The sequence below is a fragment of the Streptococcus sp. zg-86 genome (genome assembly GCF_017639855.1).
Lineage (GTDB): Bacteria > Bacillota > Bacilli > Lactobacillales > Streptococcaceae > Streptococcus > Streptococcus zhangguiae.
In genome coordinates this window covers 1,095,290-1,118,209 of sequence record NZ_CP072115.1, presented here as the reverse complement: position 1 = coordinate 1,118,209, position 22,920 = coordinate 1,095,290, and the positions used below count along the sequence as shown (strand labels likewise).

The following is a 22,920-nucleotide window of genomic DNA, read 5'->3' as shown; positions in this document are numbered from 1 at the left end:
AAAGAATTTTTAGGAGGGTTCAGAAATGAACAAAAAACTTGTTGGTTTAGGTGTTGCAACACTTGCAACTTTGGCTCTTGCTGCTTGTGGAAGCCGTGCAGCAAAAAATGATGCTGATTCAATGTCAGAAAAAGATTCAGCAGTAAAAGCAGCAGTTGTTACAGACGTTGGTGGTGTTGATGACCGTTCATTTAACCAATCTGCTTGGGAAGGATTGCAAGCTTGGGGTGATGAAAATGGTCTCAAGAAAGACGCTGGTTATACTTACTTCCAATCTGGTAGCGAATCTGACTACGTAACAAACCTTGATTCAGCTGTTTCAGGTGGTTACAACCTTGTATTTGGTATCGGTTTTGCCTTGGAAAATGCGATTGCTGAAGTAGCACCAAACAACCCTGACACAAACTATGTTATCGTCGATAGCGTTGTAAAAGATCAAAAGAACGTAGCAAGCGTTGGATTTGCTGACCATGAAGCATCTTACCTTGCAGGTGTAGCGGCTGCAAAAGCAACAAAAACAAACCACGTTGGATTCATCGGTGGTGTTGAAGGGGTTATCATTGACCGTTTTGAAGCTGGATTTGTAGCTGGTGCAAAATCAGTAAACAAAGACATTAAGATTACAGTTGACTATGCTGCTTCATTTGCAGATGCAGCGAAAGGTCAAACATTGGCAGCTGCTCAATATGCTGCTGGTGCAGACGTTATTTTCCATGCTTCAGGTGGTACCGGTAACGGTGTATTTGCTGCTGCTAAAGCAGAAAATGAAACGCGTAATGAAGCAGATAAAGTTTGGGTAATCGGTGTAGACCGTGACCAATCAGCAGAAGGTAAATATACTTCTAAAGATGGTAAAGAATCAAACTTTGTTCTTGCATCAACATTGAAACAAGTTGGTACTTCTGTAAAAGATCTTGCCAACAAAGCTCTTAAAGGTGAATTCCCTGGTGGAGAAATCATCACATTCTCACTTGCTGATAAAGGTGTAGACTTGGCTGAAACAAACCTTTCAAGCGAAGCGTCAGAAGCAGTAGCTGCTGCTAAGAAAGACATCTTGGACAAGAAAGTTGAAGTTCCAGAAACACCTGAGAAAAAATAACGAATAGTGTGTAATCCGAAACGGCGACCTGACTCGGTCGCCGTTTTAGGAGTTGAGGGGAAGAATTTATTTTCTCTTAGCAAAGCTTATCAGTAAAGGTATTGATAGGTTTTGCTGACAAAAAATAATAGTCTGAAAGGAAGAAGATTATGACAAAAGATTATGTCATTGAGATGCGAGAAATCACAAAAATCTTTGGGGAATTTGTGGCGAATGATCACATCAATTTGAATGTCAGACGTGGGGAAATTCATGCCCTTTTAGGAGAAAATGGTGCTGGAAAATCAACCTTGATGAATATGCTTGCAGGCTTGCTTGAGCCTACAAGTGGTGAAATTGCTATCAATGGCCAAGTGGTTACAATTGACTCTCCTTCTAAGGCGGCTCATCTTGGAATTGGAATGGTACACCAGCATTTCATGCTAGTTGATGCCTTTACAGTAGCTGAAAATATTATTTTGGGAAGTGAGACCACTAAAGCCGGTGTCATTGATATAAAAAAAGCTATTCAGGAGATTAAAGAATTGTCAGCCAAATATGGCTTAGATGTCGATCCGACTGCAAAAGTAGCAGACATCTCAGTAGGGGCTCAACAACGTGTAGAGATTCTAAAAACACTGTATCGTGGTGCAGATTTATTGATTTTTGATGAACCAACTGCGGTTCTAACACCAGCTGAAATCACCGAATTGCTAAAAATTATGAAGGCGCTAGTTCAAGAAGGGAAATCGATTATTTTGATTACCCATAAACTAGATGAGATTCGTGCAGTAGCAGACAGCGTTACAGTTATTCGTCGTGGAAAATCGATTGAAACAGTTGAAGTTGCTGGAGCAAGCAATGAAGACTTGGCAGAATGGATGGTTGGACGTTCGGTATCCTTTAAAACAGAGAAAATTGCGGCCAATCCAAAAGAAGTGATTCTTTCCATTAAAGATTTGGAAGTTAATGAAAACCGTGGCATTCCAGCGGTGAAAGGCTTGTCGCTTGATGTACGAGCTGGCGAAGTAGTGGGAATTGCAGGAATTGACGGAAATGGTCAAAGTGAGCTGATTCAGGCTATTACAGGTCTTCGTAAGGTTAAATCTGGTCAAATTCTGATCAAAGGAGAAGATGTTGTTGGAAAAACGCCTCGTAAAATCACAGAAATGAATGTCAGTCATGTACCAGAAGATCGTCATCGGGATGGTTTAGTTCTACAAATGACCGTGGCAGAAAATATTGCTTTACAGACTTATTATAAAGAGCCTATTTCAAAAAATGGTATTTTAAATTACGATACCATTAATCAAAAGGCCCGTGATTTAATGGCAGAGTTTGATGTTCGTGGTGCAAGTGAAGTTGTTCCAGCAAAGGCACTTTCTGGAGGAAATCAGCAAAAAGCGATCATTGCCCGTGAAATTGACCGAAACCCTGATTTGTTAATTGTCAGCCAACCGACTCGTGGTTTAGATGTTGGTGCGATTGAATATATTCGGAAACGCTTGATTGCTGAACGGGATAAGGGCAAAGCTGTTCTAGTTGTCAGCTTTGAATTGGACGAAATTTTAGATGTGTCTGACCGTATTGCGGTTATTCACGATGGTGTGATTCATGGTATTGTCGATCCTGCCAAGACCAATAAACAAGAATTAGGATTCTTAATGGCTGGTGGAAAACTTGAAAAGGAGGAAGCAAATGCCTAAGAAGTTACAAAATATCACCCTTCCTTTGTTAGCAGTCGTATCTGGATTGCTACTAGGAGCGATTATTATGCTGGTTTTCGGTTATGATCCACTTTGGGGTTATGAAGAATTATTCTATTCTGCCTTTGGTTCTGTCAAATCAATTGGTGAAATTTTCCGAGCGATGGCCCCCTTAATTTTTACAGCACTTGGATTTGCTGTTGCGAGCCGAGCAGGATTTTTTAACGTTGGTTTATCAGGTCAAGCGCTTGTAGGTTGGGTATTTGCTGGCTGGTTTGCTCTCGAAAATCCAGATTTATCAAGACCTATCTTAATTCTTGCAACCATTGCCATTGCTATGATTGCAGGCGGAATTGCTGGTGCCATACCAGGTGTTTTACGGGCTTATCTGGGGACGAGTGAGGTTATTGTGACCATTATGATGAACTATATCTTGCTCTACTCTAGCAACTACATTATTCGCAATGTCTTTGCTTCTGATTTGATGAAGAACAAGGATTCGAGTATCAATATCTCTGCGAATGCTTCTTACCAAACAGAATGGCTTCGTTCTTTAACAGATAATTCACGGATGAATATTGGTATTTTCTTTGCAATTATTGCGGTACTCCTTATTTGGTTCTTATTGACCAAGACAACACTTGGTTTTGAAATCCGCTCTGTAGGATTGAATCCAACTGCTTCAGACTATGCAGGAATGTCAGCAAAACGAACCATTATTCTATCCATGATTATCTCAGGTGCTTTAGCGGGTCTTGGTGGCGCAGTACAAGGACTTGGAACCTTCCAAAATGTCTATACACAGGGCGGAAATTTGGATATCGGTTTTAACGGGATGTCCGTTGCCCTGCTTGCTTCTAATTCCCCTCTGGGTATCCCATTAGCAGCCTTCTTGTTTGGCTTGTTATCAATTGGGGCACCTGGTATGGTCAAAGCACAAATCCCACCTGAATTGATTAATGTCGTGACTGCCTCTATCATCTTCTTTGTCGGTGTGAAATTTGTCTTTGAACAATTACTGAAACGGAACAAAAAAGCGAAAGGAGCTAACTAATATGAATTTGACAATAGTAACGCTTTTAATTTCGCAGATGCTGATTTACTCAGCTCCATTGATTTTCACTAGTTTGGGTGGAGTATTCTCAGAACGTGCAGGTGTCGTCAATGTGGGACTTGAAGGAATCATGGTGATTGGTGCCTTTGCTGGTGTTGTTTTCAATTTGGAATTTGCCAGCAGCTTTGGTAAAGCAACCCCACTTTTAGCTGTCTTAGTTGGTGGGATTGCAGGGCTACTTTTCTCCATTATTCACGCAGTAGCAACTATCAATTTTCGAGCAGACCACGTCGTATCAGGTACAGTTTTAAACCTCTTAGCACCAGCCTTTTCAGTCTTTTTGGTTAAAGTGCTTTATAATAAAGGGCAGACAGACAGTATTCCAGAATCTTTCGGAAAGTTTTCCTTCCCTGTGCTGGAAAAAATTCCAGTGATTGGTGATCTATTCTTTAAAAATACCAGTCTAATGGGATATGTAGCCATTGCTATGGCCTTTGTATCTTGGTTCGTCCTTTATAAGACGAAATTCGGATTGCGCCTACGTTCAGTAGGTGAACATCCTCAGGCAGCAGATACCTTGGGAATTAATGTATATGCTATGCGTTATGCTGGTGTTCTTATCGCAGGTTTCCTTGGAGGAGTTGGAGGAGCTGTCAGCGCCCAAACCGTTAATATTAACTTTTCAGCAACCACAATTGTAGGTTCAGGTTTTATTGCCCTAGCAGCAGTTATCTTTGGTAAATGGAACCCAATTGGTGCTATGCTAGCCAGCCTATTCTTTGGCTTGTCACAGAGTTTATCTGTTATCGGTGGACAACTTCCTGGTTTATCACACGTACCAAATGTTTATCTGCAAATTGCACCATATTTCATTACAGTAGTGGCACTTGCAGCCTTCTTTGGAAAAGCAGTCGCGCCAAAAGCCGATGGTGTGAACTACATTAAATCGAAATAACAAGCTAAAGGAGTTGAGTATTTTGCTCAACTCCTTATTCTATTTTTCCGAGAACTGATACTCTATAAAAAGCAAAATCTTGCTAGGCAAGGAAGTCGCCGGTAGAACTATTAACAACTTCATATTTTGCTTTTTGACGAGTATGAAAAAACCAGCTGTGTCGTTATGACACAGCTGGTTTAGCGTTTATGCACTGTTTTCAGACTAATTTTTGATAGAAGCTGCGATTTCTGGATTTGCAAATGCATCGTCCATGATTTCTTTTAGTTGTTTAGCAGATGCTTGCATCTTTTGCAATTCAGCTTCATTTAATGGGAGATTTACTGGACGAACGATACCATGTGCCCCAATAATAGCTGGTTGTCCAATAAAGACATCTTCAACACCTTCATATTGACCTGCTTGGTAAACAGAAAGAGGAAGTACCGCATTTTCATCATCAAAGATTGCTTTGGTAATACGAGCAAGTGCTGCACCAATACCGTAGTAAGTTGCACCTTTTTTGTTGATGATAGAGTAAGCTGCATCACGAACAGAGATAAATAAGTCTACCAATCCTTGCTCATCAATATCACGATTATCTTGCAACCAGTCGTACAATTTAACACCTGCAACGTTAGCATGTGACCAGACAGCAAATTCAGAGTCACCATGTTCCCCCATGATATACGCATGGACAGAACGGGCATCGATACCGATTTTTTCAGCAAGAGCTTGACGGAATCGTGCAGAGTCAAGAGAAGTACCAGAACCGATTACGCGCTCTTTTGGAAAACCGGAAAATTTCCATGTTGAGTAAGTGAGAATGTCAACTGGGTTAGCAGCGACAAGGAAGATACCATTGAAGCCAGATGCTACAATTTCATTTACGATTTGTTGGTTGATACGAAGGTTTTTCTCAATCAATTGAAGACGAGTTTCACCTGGTTTTTGTGGCAAACCTGCTGTAAGAACAACAAGATCAGCATCATGTGCATCAGAATATTCAGCTGAGTAGATTTTTTTGGGTGAAGTAAAGGCAAGAGCATGGCTCAAATCTTCTGCATCACCTTGCGTGCGGTCTTTGTTAATATCGACAATACCTAATTCTTGACCAATTCCTTGGTTGACAAGTGCATACGCGTAAGCAGAACCTACAGCACCGTCACCGACCAAGATTACTTTTTTATGTTGTTTAGTTGCAGTCATTCTTCTAAACATCTCCTTAGTTTTATTTGGGGACATGTGTCCCGACCATCTATCATTCTAGCACTTTTTGTGTCCTTTGTCACTTGTGAAAGGCACTTTGAAAATGTTTACATTACAAGGTCTTGACAAGAAAATTTCTTCACAATATGTTATAATATAGTAGATACTTTCAAGAGAAAAGAGACAGATTTAATGCATGATAAAAATTTAGTAGATGTAAATCTGACCAGCGAAATGAAGACCAGTTTCATTGACTATGCAATGAGTGTTATCGTAGCTCGGGCTCTTCCGGATGTGCGTGATGGTCTAAAGCCTGTTCATCGTCGAATCTTGTACGGAATGAACGAGTTGGGTATTACACCAGATAAACCACACAAGAAATCGGCTCGTATTACCGGGGATGTCATGGGTAAATACCATCCACATGGAGATAGTGCGATTTATGAAGCCATGGTACGGATGGCCCAGTGGTGGAGCTATCGCTATATGCTCGTAGATGGGCATGGAAACTTCGGTTCGATGGATGGTGATGGAGCAGCCGCACAGCGGTATACCGAGGCACGTATGAACAAAATTGCCTTGGAGATGTTGCGCGATATTAACAAGAATACTGTAAACTTTGCGGATAACTATGATGCTAGTGAGCGTGAGCCAGAGGTCCTACCAGCACGTTTTCCGAACCTATTGGTTAATGGTACGACAGGTATTGCCGTTGGGATGGCGACGAATATCCCTCCTCATAATTTGGGTGAGACAATCGAAGCAGTAAATCTGATTATTGACAACCCAGAAGCAACGACGAGAGAAATTATGGAAGTCTTGCCTGGACCAGATTTTCCAACGGGTGCTTTGGTCATGGGGAAATCAGGTATTCACCGTGCTTATGAGACCGGAAAAGGATCAATTGTTCTTCGTTCCAGGACAGAAATTGAAGAGTATGGCAATGGTCGTGAGCGCATCGTTGTGACAGAATTTCCTTATATGGTCAATAAGACCAAGGTTCATGAACATATTGTCCGTCTGGTTCAAGAAAAACGAATAGATGGAATTACAGCTGTTCGTGATGAGTCCAATCGCGAAGGAGTTCGTTTTGTAATCGAGGTCAGACGAGATGCATCAGCCAATGTCATCTTGAATAATCTTTTCAAATTGACCCAACTTCAGACTAATTTTAGTTTCAATATGTTGGCCATTCAAAATGGAGTACCGAAAATTCTTTCTGTTCGTCAAATTTTGGAAGCCTATGTTGAACACCAAAAAGAAGTTGTTACTCGCCGTACCCAGTTTGATAAAGAAAAGGCAGAAGCGCGTGCCCATATCTTAGAAGGATTGTTGATTGCCTTAGATCATATTGATGAAGTAATCAAGGTGATTCGTAATAGCGAAACAGATGCAGAAGCACAGGCAGAATTGATGGCACGCTTTGAACTATCAGAGCGTCAGAGCCAAGCTATTCTTGATATGCGCCTTCGCCGTTTGACAGGCTTGGAACGCGATAAGATCCAATCAGAATACGATGATTTGATTGCCTTGATTGCAGATTTAGCAGATATTTTAGCCAAACCAGAGCGAGTTGTACAGATTATCAAAGACGAACTAGAAGAAATCAAACGCAAATATGCAGACCCTCGCCGGACAGAGTTAATGGTAGGTGAAGTCCTATCCCTTGAAGATGAAGATTTAATTGAGGAAACAGATGTGCTAATTACCCTATCCAATCAAGGGTATATTAAACGGCTTGCACAGGATGAATTCCACGCTCAAAAACGTGGAGGACGTGGTGTTCAGGGAACAGGGGTCAAAGACGATGACTTCGTCCGCGAATTGGTTTCAACCAGCACCCATGACCGTCTCCTCTTTTTTACCAACAAGGGGCGTGTCTATCGTCTAAAAGGCTATGAAATTCCTGAATACGGCCGTACAGCTAAGGGCTTGCCAGTTGTGAATCTCTTGAAGTTAGAAGAAAATGAGTCGATTCAGACCATTATCAATGTTACCAAGGAGCAAGAAGAAGGACATTATCTCTTCTTTACTACTCGTCAAGGAATTGTCAAACGAACCAGCGTTGCTGAATTTGACAATATCCGTCAAAACGGCTTGAAGGCTCTGAATCTAAAAGAAGATGATGAATTGATTAATGTTTTCTTGACAGATGGTCAAACAGATGTTATCATGGGATCCAAATTCGGTTATGCCGTCCGTTTCACAGAAACAGATGTCCGCAATATGAGTCGTATAGCGACCGGTGTGCGGGGAATGAGACTGCGTGAAGGGGATTGTTTAGTCGGAGCAGCAGTTGTCTCTGATGACCAAGAAGTTCTTGTGTTGACGGAAAACGGTTTCGGAAAACGCACGCCTGCCACAGAGTATCCAACGAAAGGGCGAGGCGGTAAAGGGATTAAAACCGTTAAGGTTGCAGAAAAAAATGGCTATCTAGCAGGCCTAACAACCATTTCAGGCGATGAAGACATCATGGTGATTACAGATACAGGGGTTATCATTCGGACTAATGTTGCCAATATCTCACAGACTGGCCGTTCAACCATGGGTGTAAAAGTCATGCGATTGGATGATGAGGCAAGTATTGTCACATTTGCCTTAGTGGAAGCTGCAGATGCTAAAGATTCAGAGGAAAGATAAGAGTATGAGTAAACGAACCAAAAATAGGAAGAAAAGCGGTAATTGGCGAAATATCTTAGCCGTCCTTCTCCTTCTTATTGCTATTGCATTGATTTTTAATACCTCCATTCGCAATATGGTGATTGCATGGAACAGTAATCGATACCAAGTGGCAAACGTAACGGAAGAAAGTATTGAAAAGAATAAGCAGGCTGAGACAACATTTGATTTTGATCAGGTTGAATCAATCTCGACGGAGTCAGTTTTAAAAGCCCAATGGGAATCCCAACAACTTCCAGTTATTGGTGGAATTGCCATTCCAGATTTAAACGTGAATTTGCCAATTTTCAAAGGATTATCAAATGTCGCTTTAATGTATGGAGCGGGAACGATGAAAGAAACGCAAGAAATGGGACAAGGAAACTATTCGCTTGCGAGTCATCATATTTTTGGGATTACTGGAGCTAGTGAAACACTTTTTTCACCACTTGAAAAAGCAAAGGAAGGAATGAAAATTTATCTGACGGATAAACAAAATGTCTATACCTATGTAGTGACAAGTGTTCAATCTGTGACTCCTGAAAGTGTCTATGTGATTGATGATGTAGAAGGTCAAACAGAGATTACGCTTGTGACATGTGAAGATTTTGAAGCCACAATGAGGACAATCGTCAAAGGAAGACTAGAGAGTAGCATTCCTTACAATGAGACACCAAAAGATGTATTAAAACATTTTGAAAAACAATATAATCAGCTACAATTATAAAAGGTTGGGATACTATTTCCCTTCCTTTTATTTTTTTACGAATAATACTGGTAGAGAGAAAAAAGGAGGATGAAAGATGTATAAGGTATCATTTCAAGAAGAGAAGTTATTGCCGAGGGAACGTTTATTAGAGGTAGGTGCAGAGCGCCTCAGTAATCAAGAATTATTGGCTATTTTACTTCGTACAGGGACTCGGAATCAACCAGTTTCAGTTCTTTCCAATCATCTACTCTCAAAAGTAACCAGCCTGGCCATGTTACGAGAGTTATCCATTACTGAGTTACAAGAATTGGCAGGTATTGGACAGGTTAAAGCAATTGAAATCAAAGCGATGATTGAATTAGGCAGCCGAATTAACCAGTCTGCCTTGCTTGCTGAAACACAAATTGTAGGTAGTGAGCTCCTTGCTAGAAGAATGATGCAAGAAATTGGATCTAACAAGCAGGAGCACCTTGTAGCCATTTATTTGGATACACAAAATAAAATTATTAGTCAGCGGACCATTTTTATCGGTAGTGTGAATCGTAGTATTGCAGAGCCTAGAGAAATCTTGCACTACGCAGTCAAAAGCATGGCTACGTCACTGATTATTGTTCATAATCATCCTTCCGGCTTTGTTCAACCAAGTCAAAACGATTTAGCCTTCACAGAGAAACTAAAAAAGTCCTGTGAGATACTAGGACTTATTCTTTTAGATCATTTAATTGTTGGAAAATCGAACTACTATAGTTTACGAGAAGAACACCAGCTTGATTAGAAGTTTTGGACAAAATAGTTAAAAAGGGATTGAGATGCTACTTGGTTCTCGTAGAGCATTTCAGGATGCCATTGAACACCCAAAAACGGTGTTTGTTCCGTCATGATGACAGCTTCTATTATCTGGTCTTCTGACTGACCGATGACCTGTAAAGGAGTTGCCAATTGGTCTATAGCCTGTCTATGGAAGGAATTAACCATTGGTTTTTCTCCGTAAATCGTCGAAAGTGGCGTGTCCGGTTGGAGATGTATTGGGTGTGACGGACTATTTGCAGCACTCGTTTGCCAATGATTCGGTATTTCTTGATGTAGGCTACCACCCATAGCAACATTAAAAAGTTGCATTCCTCGACAGATACCTAAAATGGGTTTTTGTTGCTTAATAGCTTCCTCGATGAGTGCCATCTCAAAGCGATCACGATTGGGATGATAGTTCTCACTTTCAATCGTCTTTTCTTGTCCGTAATAATGTGGTAAAACATTTTGTCCGCCTGTCAGAATGAGTTTATCAATCATACGGATATAACTTTGTACTAAATCAGGAGAAACAATTGGTAAGATAAGAGGAATTCCCCCAGCAGTTTCAATTGCCCTGACAAAACTAGTTGCTGCGTAGGATAGGAGTGGCTCGGTATCATCGGTTGCATTGAGAAATTCATTACCAGAAATACCGATAATTGGTTTTGTCATAAAAACTAGCCCTTTCTCATGAAATAAAGCAGTGTTTGCAACTCGCTCGTTAAATCAACATATTGTACGACGACATCTTTGGGTACAGATAAGTTGACAGGTGAGAAACTCAAGATTCCCTTGACTCCAGCTTGAACAAGGATATTGGCAACTTCTTGGGCCTTGGTGCTAGGTACTGTTAAGATAGCGGTTTGGGCATTTGCCTCCTTCATTCTTTCTTCGATTTCTGAAATTCCATAGATAGGGACGTTTTCATCAATAGTACCGACGGCTGGGTGATTATCTGCCTCAAAGGCCATGATAATTTTCATTTTATTCCGTTCATGGAAACGATAATGAAGGAGAGCCAGACCCATATTGCCAACCCCAACCAGCATGACATTCGTGATGGAATTATCATTTAAGATATCAGCGAAGAAATCCATCAATTTTTTGACATCGTAACCAAATCCTCGGCGACCTAATTCACCAAAGTAAGAAAAGTCACGACGGACAGTGGCAGAATCAATTCCAATAGCTTCTGCAATTTCCTTTGAACTCGCTTTTTCAATATTTCCAGCATGAAATCGTTTAAATACGCGATAATAGATTGATAAACGTTTGGCAGTAGCACGGGGGATTGGTGTATTTTTTTCGTTTTTCACAATCTTTTTTGCTCCTTTCGATAACTAATTCTATTTTAGTAAAGGTTTGTGAAAAAAGCAACAGATTACACCTAAAAATACAGAAAAAACAAGAATTGCTTCTTGTTTTTTTAGTGATTCTTTGGATCAATTGATTTGAGATAGCGATATAAATCGCCTACCAATCCTTGATAACCCAAGTCATTACCGTCTTGAGTGAGCGAGAGCACGTTTAGGTTATCAGGAATGGTCACACAACCAGAAAAAGCAAGGAGTAGGGCATCAAAATTGCCAAAAGTTTGTGAGCGGATTTGCTGATAAGAATCTTGATAACGTAGCTCAATCATGCTTTTGTACTTTCTTTTGTGAAAATATCTCGGTCAACTAAGCTATCCATGAGGAAGTAAAATTTTTCTTGGATAACTGCATTGCCACCTGCTTTAAAAATATCCACCAAGCGTAAGCCAGATTTATCTGTGATATTGATTTTAAAAGCTGTTAAATCTTTGTTGATGATAATTTTTAAGAGAAAACCTTGATTAGAGTTGGGAATTTCTTCTAGCATACGTGTTAATTGATAATTACCAACTTGGGTTTGTTCAAATGTATTGTCACGTAAGGTGAATTTTTTGATAGCTGGGTGAATCGAGTAGGTATAGTCACAATTTTTTAGGGTTACAGATGTTGTAAAAGCCATTAACAAATGCCTCCGATGATTTTATGTAGTTGATTGATGAGGAAATCTAGTTCCTCTTTGGTATTTTCATGTGAAAAGCTAATCCGAATGGATTCTTTTAGGCGGTGGGAATCTTTTCCGTATAGAGCCTCTAAGACATGGCTATTTTGAATTACACCAGCAGTACAGGCAGAACCACTAGAAACAGCAATTCCTGCAAGATCTAGACGCATGAGCACTTGCTCATTGAGCTGATTGGGAAAACCAATATTGACAACGTAGGGAAGTGTTGGACCTACTTCATTGAGGTAATGCTGAAGAGCTTTCAGATTTTTTAATAGATAGTCTTTTAAGGTCGAAACGCTATTGAAATGTTCTTCTAGCTGAGCTGTTTGTTCTTTCAAAGCTGTCGCCATAGCTGCAATTCCTGCTAGATTTTCTGTTCCTGCCCGGTGTTGTTGCTCTTGGCGTCCTCCGTGAATCAGAGAGTCAAATCGAGGGATGCGGCTGTAAAGGAAGCCTACTCCTTTTGGTCCATGAAACTTATGGGCAGCAGCAGAGAGAAAATCGATTCCCAGTTGTTCCGGTGAAATTGCGACTTTTCCGATTGCTTGGACAGCATCTACATGAAAAACAGCCTGATGTTTGGAAAGTATTTCACCGATTTCTTTGATAGGTAGCAGCAGCCCAGTCTCATTGTTGGCATACATGGCACTAACTAGAATGGTATCTGGACGCAAGGCTTCCTGAATCTGCTGGGCGGAAATCCTTTGATTGATCGGTTGAATATAGGTCACTTCAAAGCCGAATCGCTCACGTAAATACTCCATTGTGTGAAGAACAGCATGGTGTTCGATAGCAGTTGTGATGAGGTGTTTTCCCTTATGCTGATTTGCCAGAGCATAACCTTGGATAGCGAGAGTATCGGCCTCTGACCCCCCTGAGGTAAAAATGATCTGTTCAGGTTTGGTATCTAGGATGTGAGCAATATCTGCTCGAGCTTGGCGGAGAATAGCGTTTGCTTTTCGTCCTGCCCAATGAATACTAGAGGAGTTCCCATAGTATTCTGTTGAAATATCCATGAAAGTTTGAAGGGCAGCTTTCGACAGAGAAGTTGTCGCTGCATTGTCTAAATAAATCAAGGAAATCTCCTAGTGTTCATTATTTGGATGTGTAAAGTTAAAGAGAGGACTGACTGGACGGCGTTCGTGAATGCGGATAATGGCGTCTGCAATCAACTCACTAGCGGTGATAAATGCAATAGCTTTAGGTAATTGTTCTTTGCTGGCAACAGAGTCTGTGACGAGCACTTCCTTAATTGGCGCTTGATCCAAAAGCTCTGCCGCAGTTCCAGCAAACAAGCCATGACTTGCAACCGCATAAATTTCGGTTGCCCCACCTTCTTGTACAATTCGAGCTGCTTCTGAGAAGGTGCGGCCAGTGTTTAAAATATCATCAATCAAGATAGCTGTTTTTCCAGCTACATCTCCAATGATGTATCCTTCTGATCGATCGGCATCGTCTTGAGCATAATCGATAATGGCAATTGGAGAATTAAGGTACTCAGCTAAACTACGGGCACGTTTGATGCCAGAATTTTTAGGACTGACAATCACAACGTCTTCACCACACAAGCCTTTTTCCATGTAATGCTCTGCAAATAGTGGGACCGTAAAGAGATTATCGACTGGAATATCAAAGAACCCTTGCACCTGAACAGCGTGTAAATCAAGTGACAAGACACGATCCACACCTGCTTTGACCAGCATATTCGCAACAAGTTTTGCTGTAATTGGTTCACGAGGAGCAGCTGTACGATCCTGACGAGCATAGCCAAAATAAGGCATGACAACTGTGACAGAATGGGCGCTTGCACGCTTGCATGCATCAACCATAATCAATAATTCCCAGAGATGATTATTAACAGGATAGCTGGTTGATTGGATGATATAAACATCCACCCCACGGACACTTTCTTCAATGTTGACTTGAATTTCTCCGTCTGAGAATTGTCGCGTTGTCATTTTTCCAAGTGGAATCCCAGAGGCTTCGGCAATTTTTTCAGCAATTGCACGGTTGGAATTCAAAGAAAATAGTTTAATTTGTTTATCACCATACGGTTGAACCATGATCAGAAGTACTCCTTTTATTCGATAGTTCTATTCTATCAGAAAATCTAAAAATTTTCAGTAAAGAAATAGATCAGCTTGAAGAAAAAGTCTTTTTATTGCCATCATCTTCATGTGCTTTCGGACATCAGCGACTTCCTTCGGAGTAAAATAATCCAGTGGATTATTTTAGCCCGAGCCCAGAAACAAAGGAGCGAGGATAATCCAGTGGATTATTTTAGCCCGAGCCCAGAAACAAAGTAGCGAGGATAATCGATTTTAGCGAAATCACGACTTCTGTCTCACTCCCACTTTTAGCACGGCGGAGGTGGCGGTATTGTGCTCGCTACGCTCGCAAATTTTCTAACCTTAAAACTACAGAAAATGAAATATCATTGTACTGTTTTTCTGAATTGTGAGGTTTGTCTACATTCTGATAGATTTCTTTTGATTTCGTTAGGATTATGAAATCAAGGCTTGTTCATCAGACAGGCAGCTGTACGGGCAACCTTGCTTTTAGCATATTTAAAGGCAATTTGTCGTTGTTTCAGGTAGTCCTCAAAAGCAATTTTCCCTTGAGTGGCATCGTCTACCTCGACTTCTAATTCATAATCTGTCTGATTAGCATAGCTATTTTCATCAAGAGCTATAAGCCCAATGGGAGTCGCTTTTTCATAGCGTTTTGTGGTCAAATGTCCCCAAACAATCAATCTTTCAAGACCAATTCCAGTTTGTGTGATGAGGTTCAAAATATCTCCCTCAGGTAATTGCACCTTCTGGATTAATTGATGAGCGTGTTCAAGGCTTAGGGCTTGATTGTATTCCTGATTGCCGATGTCCTGCGGAATTTTAAGAGTCAATTCTGCCAGGTCTTCTAGGGTGCGAATTCGTAGGGAATAGCGGTGTTGACGTAGGCTAAAATCTGGCGTATCAATATAATAGTTGGTTTGCAGAACAGGAGCAACATCTGTAAATTCTGCCTGTAATTGTTGAAATTCGGCTGCCGTCAGGAGCGTTTTGTACTCAATTTCTAAATGATTTTTTTTCATAGGATAAAACCTTTTCGTATGGTATAATAGTTCTTGTGTTATTCTATTACAAAAACCAGTATTTGACAAGAAAGGAGCAGTTATGGAGATGAATTGGGAAGCCTTCCTAGACCCCTATATTCAGGCGGTTGGGGAATTAAAAATTAAATTGCGCGGTGTTCGTAAGCAATACAGAAAAGCAAATAAGCATTCACCGATTGAATTTGTGACAGGACGTGTGAAGCCGATTGAATCCATCAAGGAAAAGATGGCTCTACGCCATATTCAGCTCGAAAATTTAGCACAAGACATGCAAGACATCGCAGGATTGCGAATCATGGTGCAATTTGTTGATGACGTAGAAGAAGTGCTTGACATCCTACGGAAGCGAAAAGATATGCGAGTGGTCTATGAACGGGATTATATCAACCATATGAAATCATCAGGCTACCGTTCCTACCACGTGGTGATTGAGTATCCAGTTGATACGATAAATGGAAATGAAACGGTACTAGCTGAGATTCAAATTCGCACCTTGTCCATGAATTTTTGGGCAACGATTGAACATTCCTTGAATTATAAGTATAAGGGGAATTTTCCAGAAGAAATTAGGCAACGCTTGGAAATTACAGCTAAGATTGCTTATCAATTAGATGAGGAGATGCGCAAAATCCGCGATGACATTCAAGAAGCTCAGGCTTTATTTGATCCGGCCCACCGCAAGTTGAATGACGGAGTTGGAAATAGCGACGATACAGATGAAGAATACAGATAGAAAAAAAATCGCCCTGCTCAGCAGTAAAAATCCGAAAAGCCAAGCTGTGATGAATGAGTTGTGGACCAAATTAAAAGAGGCCCAATTTATCTTAACACCTAAAAATCCAGATATTGTTATTTCAATTGGGGGAGATGGGATGCTCTTATCTGCTTTTCATAAGTATGAGGCAATGATGGACCGTGTTCGCTTTGTCGGCATTCATACAGGGCACCTTGGTTTTTATACGGATTATCGCGATTTTGAAGTTGATAAACTGATTGATAATTTAAAATTAGACACAGGAGCTCGTGTTTCCTATCCGATTTTAAATGTGCGAATTAAGCTGATGAATGGCCGGGACATTGTTATGCGAGCCTTGAATGAAGCGACGATTAAACGCTTATCCAAGACCATGGTTGCAGATATTTTTATCAATAAAGTACCATTTGAGCGTTTTCGTGGTGATGGCATTTCGGTGTCAACCCCCACTGGTTCAACAGCCTATAATAAGTCCTTGGGGGGAGCGGTTTTGCACCCGACTATTGAAGCTTTACAGATTGCAGAAGTGGCTAGCCTAAATAATCGTGTTTATCGTACTCTGGGTTCTTCTATTGTTGTTCCTAAAAAGGACAGGATTATGATCGAGCCAAAACATGATGATCGCTATTCAGTATCGATTGATAATCGGACCTTTGTTTATGATAATATTGATCGGATTGAATACCAGATTGACAATAGTAAGATTCATTTTCTAGCTACTCCAAGCCACACTAGTTTTTGGAATCGTGTCAAAGATGCCTTTATCGGTGAGGTAGAGTAATGCGCTTTGAATTCATTGTGGATCAACATGTGAAAATTAAGACATTTTTGAAAAAGCATGATGTGTCAAAAGGACTGCTAGCTAAGGTCAAGTATGAGGGCGGAGCTATTCTCGTTAATGGTCAACCGCAGAATGCGACCTACTTGCTTGATATTGGTGATTGCTTGACCATTGATATTCCCAGTGAAGAAGATATAACAGGGAAATTGGAGCCAATTTCTCATCCCTTAGATATTGTCTATGAAGATGAGCATTTTATGGTTATCAATAAACCGGCTGGTTTTGCTTCCATTCCAAGTGTCCTTCATTCCTCGACCATTGCCAATTTTGTTAAAGGCTATTATTTGGAACAGGGCTATGAAAATAAACAGGTACATATTGTCACGCGCCTTGATCGAGATACATCTGGCCTCATGCTCTTTGCTAAACACGGCTATGCACATGCGAGACTTGATAAGCAATTGCAACAAAAATTGATTCAGAAACGCTATTTCGCTCTGGTGTCTGGGCTTGGCTTGTTAGAACAAACAGGTGATATTATTGCCCCTATTGGTCGTCCAGAAGATAGTATTATTACACGTTGTGTGACTCCAACTGGAAAATACGCCCATACTTCCTATGAAATTGTTGAGTCATGGGGCAATGTCCACTTGGTTGATATTCGATTGCATACAGGGAGGACGCACCAGATTCGTGTTCACTTTTCTCATATCGGTTTTCCCTTATTAGGGGATGATTTGTATGGGGGAAGTATGGAATATGGGATTGAACGGCAGGCTTTGCATTGTCATCGCATTGGATTTTTTAATCCATTTTCAGAAAAAGAGTTAATTTGTGAAAGCGATTTGACAAATGACTTTAAAAGCGTTATCATGAACTTGCAAAATAAAAAATAGAAAGACTAAAAAGGTTAGTAAAAATGGGAATTCGTTCGTTATTTGGTGGTTTGCGTGAAAAAATTGTTGGGAAACAAGTTAAAATTGTGTTTCCAGAAGGAAATGATGAGCGCGTGGTGCGTGCAGCTGCACGGTTGAAATTTGAAGGCTTGATAGAGCCAATTATCCTTGGAAATCCTGAAGAGGTGAGCACTCTACTTGCTGAATTGGGCTTTGCAGATCCACAATGTACGGTTATCAGTCCTGAGGAATACGCAGATTTCGAAGCGATGAAAGAAGCATTTGTAGAAATTCGTAAGGGCAAGGCTACACTCGAAGATGCAGATAAATTGTTACGGGATGTCAATTACTTCGGTGTCATGTTGGTGAAAATGGGCTTGGCAGATGGAATGGTATCCGGTGCGATTCACTCAACTGCTGATACAGTACGTCCAGCTCTTCAAATTATCAAAACAAAACCAGGTATTTCTCGTACATCAGGTGTCTTCTTGATGAACCGTGAAAATACAAGTGAGCGTTATGTCTTTGCTGATTGTGCAATCAATATTGACCCAACTGCTCAGGAATTAGCAGAAATTGCTGTCAATACAGCAGAAACAGCAGCTATTTTTGATATTGATCCTAAGGTTGCTATGTTGAGTTTCTCTACTAAAGGAAGCGCTAAAGCTCCACAAGTAGACAAGGTGGTTGAAGCAACGCGGATTGCGAAAGAATTAGCACCAGATTTGGCCTTGGATGGAGAATTGCAATTTGATGCAGCCTTTGTACCAGCTACAGCGGCGATTAAAGCTCCAGATAGTGATGTAGCAGGTCAAGCAAATGTCTTTGTGTTCCCAGACTTACAAGCAGGAAATATTGGTTATAAAATTGCACAACGCTTGGGAATGTTTGATGCAATTGGTCCAATCTTGCAAGGTTTGAATATGCCAGTAAATGATTTGTCACGTGGATCAAGTGCGGATGATATTTATAAATTGGCGATTATTACAGCTGCCCAAGCATTGGAAAATGAAAAGTAAGATGCAGCCATTCCTGAAGTATGTAAGAGGCTATGTGAAGGAAGCAATTTTAGCTCCCTTGTTTAAGCTCTTAGAAGCCTGCTTTGAGTTAGCAGTTCCTCTTATCATTGCTTTTATTATTGATACAGTTATTCCTCATAGCAATCACAGTCAGTTGGTTGCTATGATTTTGTTATTGGTCCTTTTAGCAGTTATCGGTGTGATTGTGGCTGTTATTGCCCAATACTATTCAGCTAAAGCAGCAGTAGGCTACACCAAGGAATTGACAGAGGATTTGTACAAGAAGGTTCTTTCTTTACCTAAAGCGAGTCGTGATTTGCTATCAAGTGATAGTTTGCTCACACGATTATCAAGTGATACCTTACAGATTCAAACAGGAATCAATATCTTTTTACGTCTTTTTCTAAGAGCCCCAATTATCGTGTTTGGTTCCTTAATCATGGCTTTTTCTATCAGTCCGGGCTTGTCAGTCTATTTTCTGATGATGATTGCTCTCTTGTTCTTAATCGTATCGCTTGTTTCGGTTATGGCAAGCAAGTTTTACGCCTTGATGCGCAGCAGTTTAGACCGTTTAGTTGGACAAGTTCGTGAGACGCTTACAGGAATACGAGTGATTCGTGCTTTTGGACAAGCCTTACGCGAAATCACAGTTTTTCAGCAGTTAAACCAGATCTATACTCGAGAACAGCTGACAGCCGGTTTTTGGTCGTCTTTTCTTTCACCAGCGACTTTTTTTATCGTCAATGGAACCTTGATTGTTTTGATTGTTCAAGGAAGATTGATCGTTGGTCAGGGATTGTTAAATCAAGGAAAATTAGTTGCCTTAATCAATTATTTATCACAAATTTTGGTGGAATTGGTCAAAATGGTCATGGTCATTTCAACGCTAAATCAGAGTTTTATTAGCGCTAGTCGCATAAATGAGATAGTTGAACAAGAATCAGAAGATATTGAACAGCCTTTTTCTTATTCGAGTATTTCAACAGATTGGATTCTTGTTGCGCAAGATGTATCCTTTGCCTATCCGAAAGCAGCAGAAAATGCCTTGACAGCCCTTTCTTTTCGTGCGAAAAAAGGAGAATTTTTGGGAATAATAGGGGGAACGGGTTCGGGGAAGTCTACTTTGGTTGATCTGTTGTTGCACCTCTACCCAGTTGAGCCCCATCATCTCTCTCTCTTTAAACCAGATGGGCACTCGCCAGTCAACTTGAAAGAATGGCGCGAGCAGTTTGCTTTGGTAGGACAACAAGCCCAACTCTTTAGTGGGACCATTCGTTCGAATCTCTTGCTGGGCAAGCAGTCTGCCTCTGAGGATGACCTATGGCAGGTCTTAGAAATGGCGCAGGCCAAGGATTTTGTACTTGAAAAGGGTGGTTTAGAAGCGAGTGTTGAAGCATTTGGACGGAACTTTTCCGGAGGCCAACGCCAGCGTCTGACCATTGCGCGGGCTCTTCTTCAACAAGCTCCTATTTTGGTATTAGATGATGCAACATCAGCCTTGGACTATTTGACAGAAAGAAGATTATTGGATGCCATCAGTCATTTACCGGACAGATTGCTGATTATGATTTCTCAGCGGACAAATAGCCTAGCACAGGCAGATCAGATTTTGGTCTTAGATCAGGGAAAACAAGTTGGTTTAGGCAGTCATGAGGACTTATTGGTAACTTGTGCCATCTATCAAGAAATCGACCAGTCTCAACATGGTCAGGAGGTATCTCATGAGCTCTAATACTAGTTTGAGACAACTTGTGTCTCGTATGTTGCGGCAACCTCTTCATCTTTCGTTGATTGTACTTGGTAGTCTCGTTCAAGTAATCTTATCGGTCTACCTACCTGTTTTAATCGGTCAAGCTGTTGATGCTGTTTTCATCAAGGGGCATTCAGCTCTCTTTAGAGATTTGCTGTTTAGCATGATTTTTGTGATTCTAACCAATACGCTTGTTCAATTCTGTCTGCCACTTTTCATTAATCAATTGATTTTTCGTTTGATAAATGAATTGCGTCAAGAGGTGTATGAAAAAATGCATTCCCTGCCTTTAGCTTATCTTGATCGGCAGAGTATTGGAGATATGGTTGCCCGTATTTCGACTGATAGTGAGCAATTAACCAATGGTTTGACCATGATTTTCAGTCAATTTTTGCTTGGAATGATGACGATTTTCATGACGATTTTTAGTATGGCAAGGCTAGATCAAACCATGATGATTCTGGTAGTTGTGCTGACTCCGTTGTCTCTATTTGTTGCTCGCTTTATTGCCCAAAAAAGCTATGGCTATTACCAGAAACAAACAGAGTCTCGTGGCCAGCAGACCAAATTGTTGGAAGAAAGCATTCGTCAGTTGTCCTTGATTCAATCCTTCAATGCCCAAGAGCAGTTTGTGACACGGTTTGGGCATTCCAATCAGGCTTATGCCCGTTATTCGCAAGCAGCGATTTTTGCTTCTGCAACCAGTAATCCCACAACGCGTTTTATCAATGCTCTTATCTATGCTTTATTGGCTGGACTGGGCGCGCTTCGAATTATGACAGGAAATTTTACGGTAGGAGAGCTAACAACCTTTTTGAGTTATGCTAGTCAGTATACGAAGCCCTTTAATGATATTTCTTCTGTCTTATCCGAATTGCAGAGTGCCTTGGTCTGTGCGGAGCGACTCTTTGAGATTGTCAATCAAGAATCTCTACAGGATGAAAAGAAGCCCCCACTCCTAGAAGAAGCGGTAGCTGGTCAGATTCAATTTAAAGAGGTCGATTTTTCCTATCAGCCTGACCAGCCTTTGATTGAAGGATTAAATATAACTGTTCCTGCTGGTGCTAGAGTTGCGATCGTGGGGCCTACTGGTGCAGGAAAGTCAACTGTCATCAATCTCTTGATGCGCTTTTATGAGGTGAATAAGGGACAGATTTTACTAGATCAGGTACCTATTTCACACTATAGCCGTGAAGAATTCAGACGGCAGATTGGCATGGTGTTACAGGAAACGTGGATTAAGTCAGCAACGATTCATGAAAATATTGCCTATGGTTATCCCGAGGTGACACGTGATGAAGTAGTAGCAGCAGCTAAGGCTGCGAATGCCGATTTCTTTATCCGCCAACTACCTCAAGGTTATGATACGGAATTAACTGACGGTGGAGCTTCCCTTTCACAAGGACAGCGACAATTGTTATCCATTGCTCGTGTTTTTGTCAGTTTGCCTAAAATTTTGATTTTAGATGAAGCGACATCCTCTATCGATACGCGGACAGAAATTCTCGTGCAACAGGCCTTTGAACGCTTGATGCAGGGTAGAACGAGTTTTATCATTGCCCATCGCCTATCGACCATTCAGTCGGCTGACCTGATTCTCGTTATGGTAGCTGGAAAAATCGTAGAGCAAGGAAATCACAAGCAGCTCATGCAGGCCAAAGGATTTTACTATCATATGCAAATGAGTCAAGAGAGTGAAATTGAGAGAAGTCTTGAAGCGGCTCATGGATAACTCTAGTAAGATGAATAAAGGAGTGAGGCAGTTGATTTCTATGAAATCACGATTGCCTCTCGCTTCCTTTTTTTTATTTTCCAATCGATGAGAGTAAAGTATGTGAAAATTAACAAGATAGTTATCTTAAATTATCCTTCTCTAGTTTTGTATTTCTCTCTTAGCTGTAGTAGACGAAAAAGGAGCAATCTGCCAATTTGGCTTCCTCTAGTGCTAGTCTTGCATTCTTCACTAAAAAACCTAGACATTGCTTCAAGTCTTGTATTCTTCATTGGAAAAAACTTAGACAATGTTTCAAGTTTTTCATTTTCTATGAAAAAAAGCCAGACTATGCTGCAAGTCTCGCATGTTTCGTTGAAAAAACCTAGACATTGTTTTAAGTTTTGCATTCTTCATTAAAAAAACGTAGACTTTATGTCAAGTCTCAGCTTGAAGAAAAAGTCTTTTTATTGCCACCATCCTCATGTGCTTTCGGACATCAGCGACTTCCTTCGTAGTAAAATAATCCAGTGGATTATTTTAGCCCGAGCCCAGAAACAAAGGAGCGAGGATAATCGATTTCAACGAAATCACAACTTCTGTCTCACTCCCACTTTTAGCACGGCGGAGGTGGCGGTATTGTGCTCGCTACGCTCGCAAATTTTCTAACCTTAAAACTACAGAAAATGAAATATCATATGTAATATTTTTCTGAATTGT

The 22,920-nt window shown here is 40.8% G+C and carries 21 protein-coding genes; 13 read left to right on the top strand and 8 right to left on the bottom strand.

The window, feature by feature from the left end:
* Positions 1-25 precede the first annotated feature (25 nt).
* From J5M87_RS05415 to J5M87_RS05400, 4 genes are all read left to right on the top strand, one after another.
* On the top strand, positions 26-1,099 hold the full coding sequence (locus J5M87_RS05415) for a BMP family lipoprotein (RefSeq protein WP_154607985.1): 1,074 nt from the start codon (positions 26-28) through the stop codon (positions 1,097-1,099).
* A 149-nt stretch (positions 1,100-1,248) separates the two neighbouring features.
* Positions 1,249-2,784, top strand: a complete 1,536-nt coding sequence (locus J5M87_RS05410; RefSeq protein ID WP_154607984.1) for an ABC transporter ATP-binding protein — start codon at positions 1,249-1,251, stop codon at positions 2,782-2,784.
* The gene (locus tag J5M87_RS05405; RefSeq protein WP_154607983.1) at positions 2,777-3,838 is read left to right on the top strand and encodes an ABC transporter permease; all 1,062 of its coding nucleotides are present in this window, start codon (positions 2,777-2,779) and stop codon (positions 3,836-3,838) included. The genes J5M87_RS05410 and J5M87_RS05405 overlap by 8 nt, the downstream gene beginning before the upstream one ends.
* A gap of 1 nt (position 3,839) precedes the next feature.
* Entirely contained in the window at positions 3,840-4,793 is a 954-nt protein-coding gene (locus tag J5M87_RS05400) for an ABC transporter permease (protein WP_154607982.1), read from the top strand.
* A gap of 204 nt (positions 4,794-4,997) precedes the next feature.
* Here J5M87_RS05400 and J5M87_RS05395 read toward each other — a convergent pair whose 3' ends face one another.
* On the bottom strand, positions 4,998-5,981 hold the full coding sequence (locus tag J5M87_RS05395; protein WP_154607981.1) for an L-lactate dehydrogenase: 984 nt from the start codon (positions 5,979-5,981) through the stop codon (positions 4,998-5,000).
* 192 nt (positions 5,982-6,173) lie between these two features.
* Between J5M87_RS05395 and gyrA the strand changes: the two genes are divergently transcribed.
* The 3 genes from gyrA (at position 6,174) to radC (ending at position 10,123) form a co-directional block, all read left to right on the top strand.
* Positions 6,174-8,621: a DNA gyrase subunit A gene (gene gyrA, locus J5M87_RS05390; protein WP_154607980.1), complete on the top strand. Its 2,448-nt coding sequence runs from the start codon at positions 6,174-6,176 to the stop codon at positions 8,619-8,621.
* A gap of 4 nt (positions 8,622-8,625) precedes the next feature.
* Complete coding sequence (locus J5M87_RS05385) at positions 8,626-9,366, top strand: class A sortase (RefSeq protein ID WP_154607979.1); 741 nt, start codon at positions 8,626-8,628, stop codon at positions 9,364-9,366.
* Positions 9,367-9,442: 76 nt separating this feature from the next.
* Complete coding sequence (gene radC, locus J5M87_RS05380) at positions 9,443-10,123, top strand: RadC family protein (RefSeq protein WP_154607978.1); 681 nt, start codon at positions 9,443-9,445, stop codon at positions 10,121-10,123.
* On the opposite strand, the gene J5M87_RS05375 is transcribed toward radC, so the two are convergent.
* The 7 genes from J5M87_RS05375 to J5M87_RS05345 form a co-directional block, all read right to left on the bottom strand.
* A complete protein-coding gene (locus J5M87_RS05375; protein ID WP_154607977.1) occupies positions 10,120-10,812 on the bottom strand; it encodes a gamma-glutamyl-gamma-aminobutyrate hydrolase family protein in 693 nt (230 codons plus the stop codon). The genes radC and J5M87_RS05375 overlap by 4 nt on opposite strands.
* Positions 10,813-10,817: 5 nt before the next feature.
* Positions 10,818-11,456, bottom strand: coding sequence for a redox-sensing transcriptional repressor Rex (locus tag J5M87_RS05370; RefSeq protein ID WP_160463189.1), 639 nt, complete (start codon positions 11,454-11,456; stop codon positions 10,818-10,820).
* Between the two features lie 110 nt (positions 11,457-11,566).
* The gene (locus J5M87_RS05365; protein ID WP_154607976.1) at positions 11,567-11,782 is read right to left on the bottom strand and encodes a DUF4649 family protein; all 216 of its coding nucleotides are present in this window, start codon (positions 11,780-11,782) and stop codon (positions 11,567-11,569) included.
* Positions 11,779-12,132, bottom strand: a complete 354-nt coding sequence (locus J5M87_RS05360) for a DUF1831 domain-containing protein (RefSeq protein WP_154607975.1) — start codon at positions 12,130-12,132, stop codon at positions 11,779-11,781. The genes J5M87_RS05365 and J5M87_RS05360 overlap by 4 nt, the downstream gene beginning before the upstream one ends.
* Positions 12,132-13,253: a cysteine desulfurase family protein gene (locus tag J5M87_RS05355; RefSeq protein ID WP_154607974.1), complete on the bottom strand. Its 1,122-nt coding sequence runs from the start codon at positions 13,251-13,253 to the stop codon at positions 12,132-12,134. The genes J5M87_RS05360 and J5M87_RS05355 overlap by 1 nt, the downstream gene beginning before the upstream one ends.
* A 9-nt stretch (positions 13,254-13,262) precedes the next feature.
* The gene (locus J5M87_RS05350; protein ID WP_154607973.1) at positions 13,263-14,240 is read right to left on the bottom strand and encodes a ribose-phosphate diphosphokinase; all 978 of its coding nucleotides are present in this window, start codon (positions 14,238-14,240) and stop codon (positions 13,263-13,265) included.
* Between the two features lie 449 nt (positions 14,241-14,689).
* Positions 14,690-15,268, bottom strand: a complete 579-nt coding sequence (locus tag J5M87_RS05345; RefSeq protein WP_154607972.1) for a CYTH domain-containing protein — start codon at positions 15,266-15,268, stop codon at positions 14,690-14,692.
* A gap of 82 nt (positions 15,269-15,350) precedes the next feature.
* Here J5M87_RS05345 and J5M87_RS05340 point away from each other — a divergent pair, with 82 nt between their 5' ends.
* The 6 genes from J5M87_RS05340 to J5M87_RS05315 are packed head-to-tail and all read left to right on the top strand — an operon-like array spanning position 15,351 to position 22,221.
* Positions 15,351-16,022 (top strand): GTP pyrophosphokinase, encoded by a 672-nt coding sequence (locus tag J5M87_RS05340; RefSeq protein WP_154607971.1) that lies wholly within the window; start codon positions 15,351-15,353, stop codon positions 16,020-16,022.
* Positions 16,006-16,824, top strand: coding sequence for an NAD kinase (locus J5M87_RS05335; RefSeq protein ID WP_154607970.1), 819 nt, complete (start codon positions 16,006-16,008; stop codon positions 16,822-16,824). The genes J5M87_RS05340 and J5M87_RS05335 overlap by 17 nt, the downstream gene beginning before the upstream one ends.
* Positions 16,824-17,720, top strand: coding sequence for an RluA family pseudouridine synthase (locus J5M87_RS05330; RefSeq protein ID WP_154607969.1), 897 nt, complete (start codon positions 16,824-16,826; stop codon positions 17,718-17,720). Before J5M87_RS05335 ends, J5M87_RS05330 begins: the two co-directional genes overlap by 1 nt.
* Positions 17,721-17,743: 23 nt before the next feature.
* Positions 17,744-18,739: a phosphate acetyltransferase gene (gene pta / locus J5M87_RS05325; RefSeq protein ID WP_154607968.1), complete on the top strand. Its 996-nt coding sequence runs from the start codon at positions 17,744-17,746 to the stop codon at positions 18,737-18,739.
* 1 nt (position 18,740) lies between these two features.
* Entirely contained in the window at positions 18,741-20,471 is a 1,731-nt protein-coding gene (locus tag J5M87_RS05320; RefSeq protein WP_154608078.1) for an ABC transporter ATP-binding protein, read from the top strand.
* Positions 20,461-22,221, top strand: a complete 1,761-nt coding sequence (locus J5M87_RS05315) for an ABC transporter ATP-binding protein (protein WP_230082350.1) — start codon at positions 20,461-20,463, stop codon at positions 22,219-22,221. Before J5M87_RS05320 ends, J5M87_RS05315 begins: the two co-directional genes overlap by 11 nt.
* Positions 22,222-22,920 lie beyond the last annotated feature (699 nt).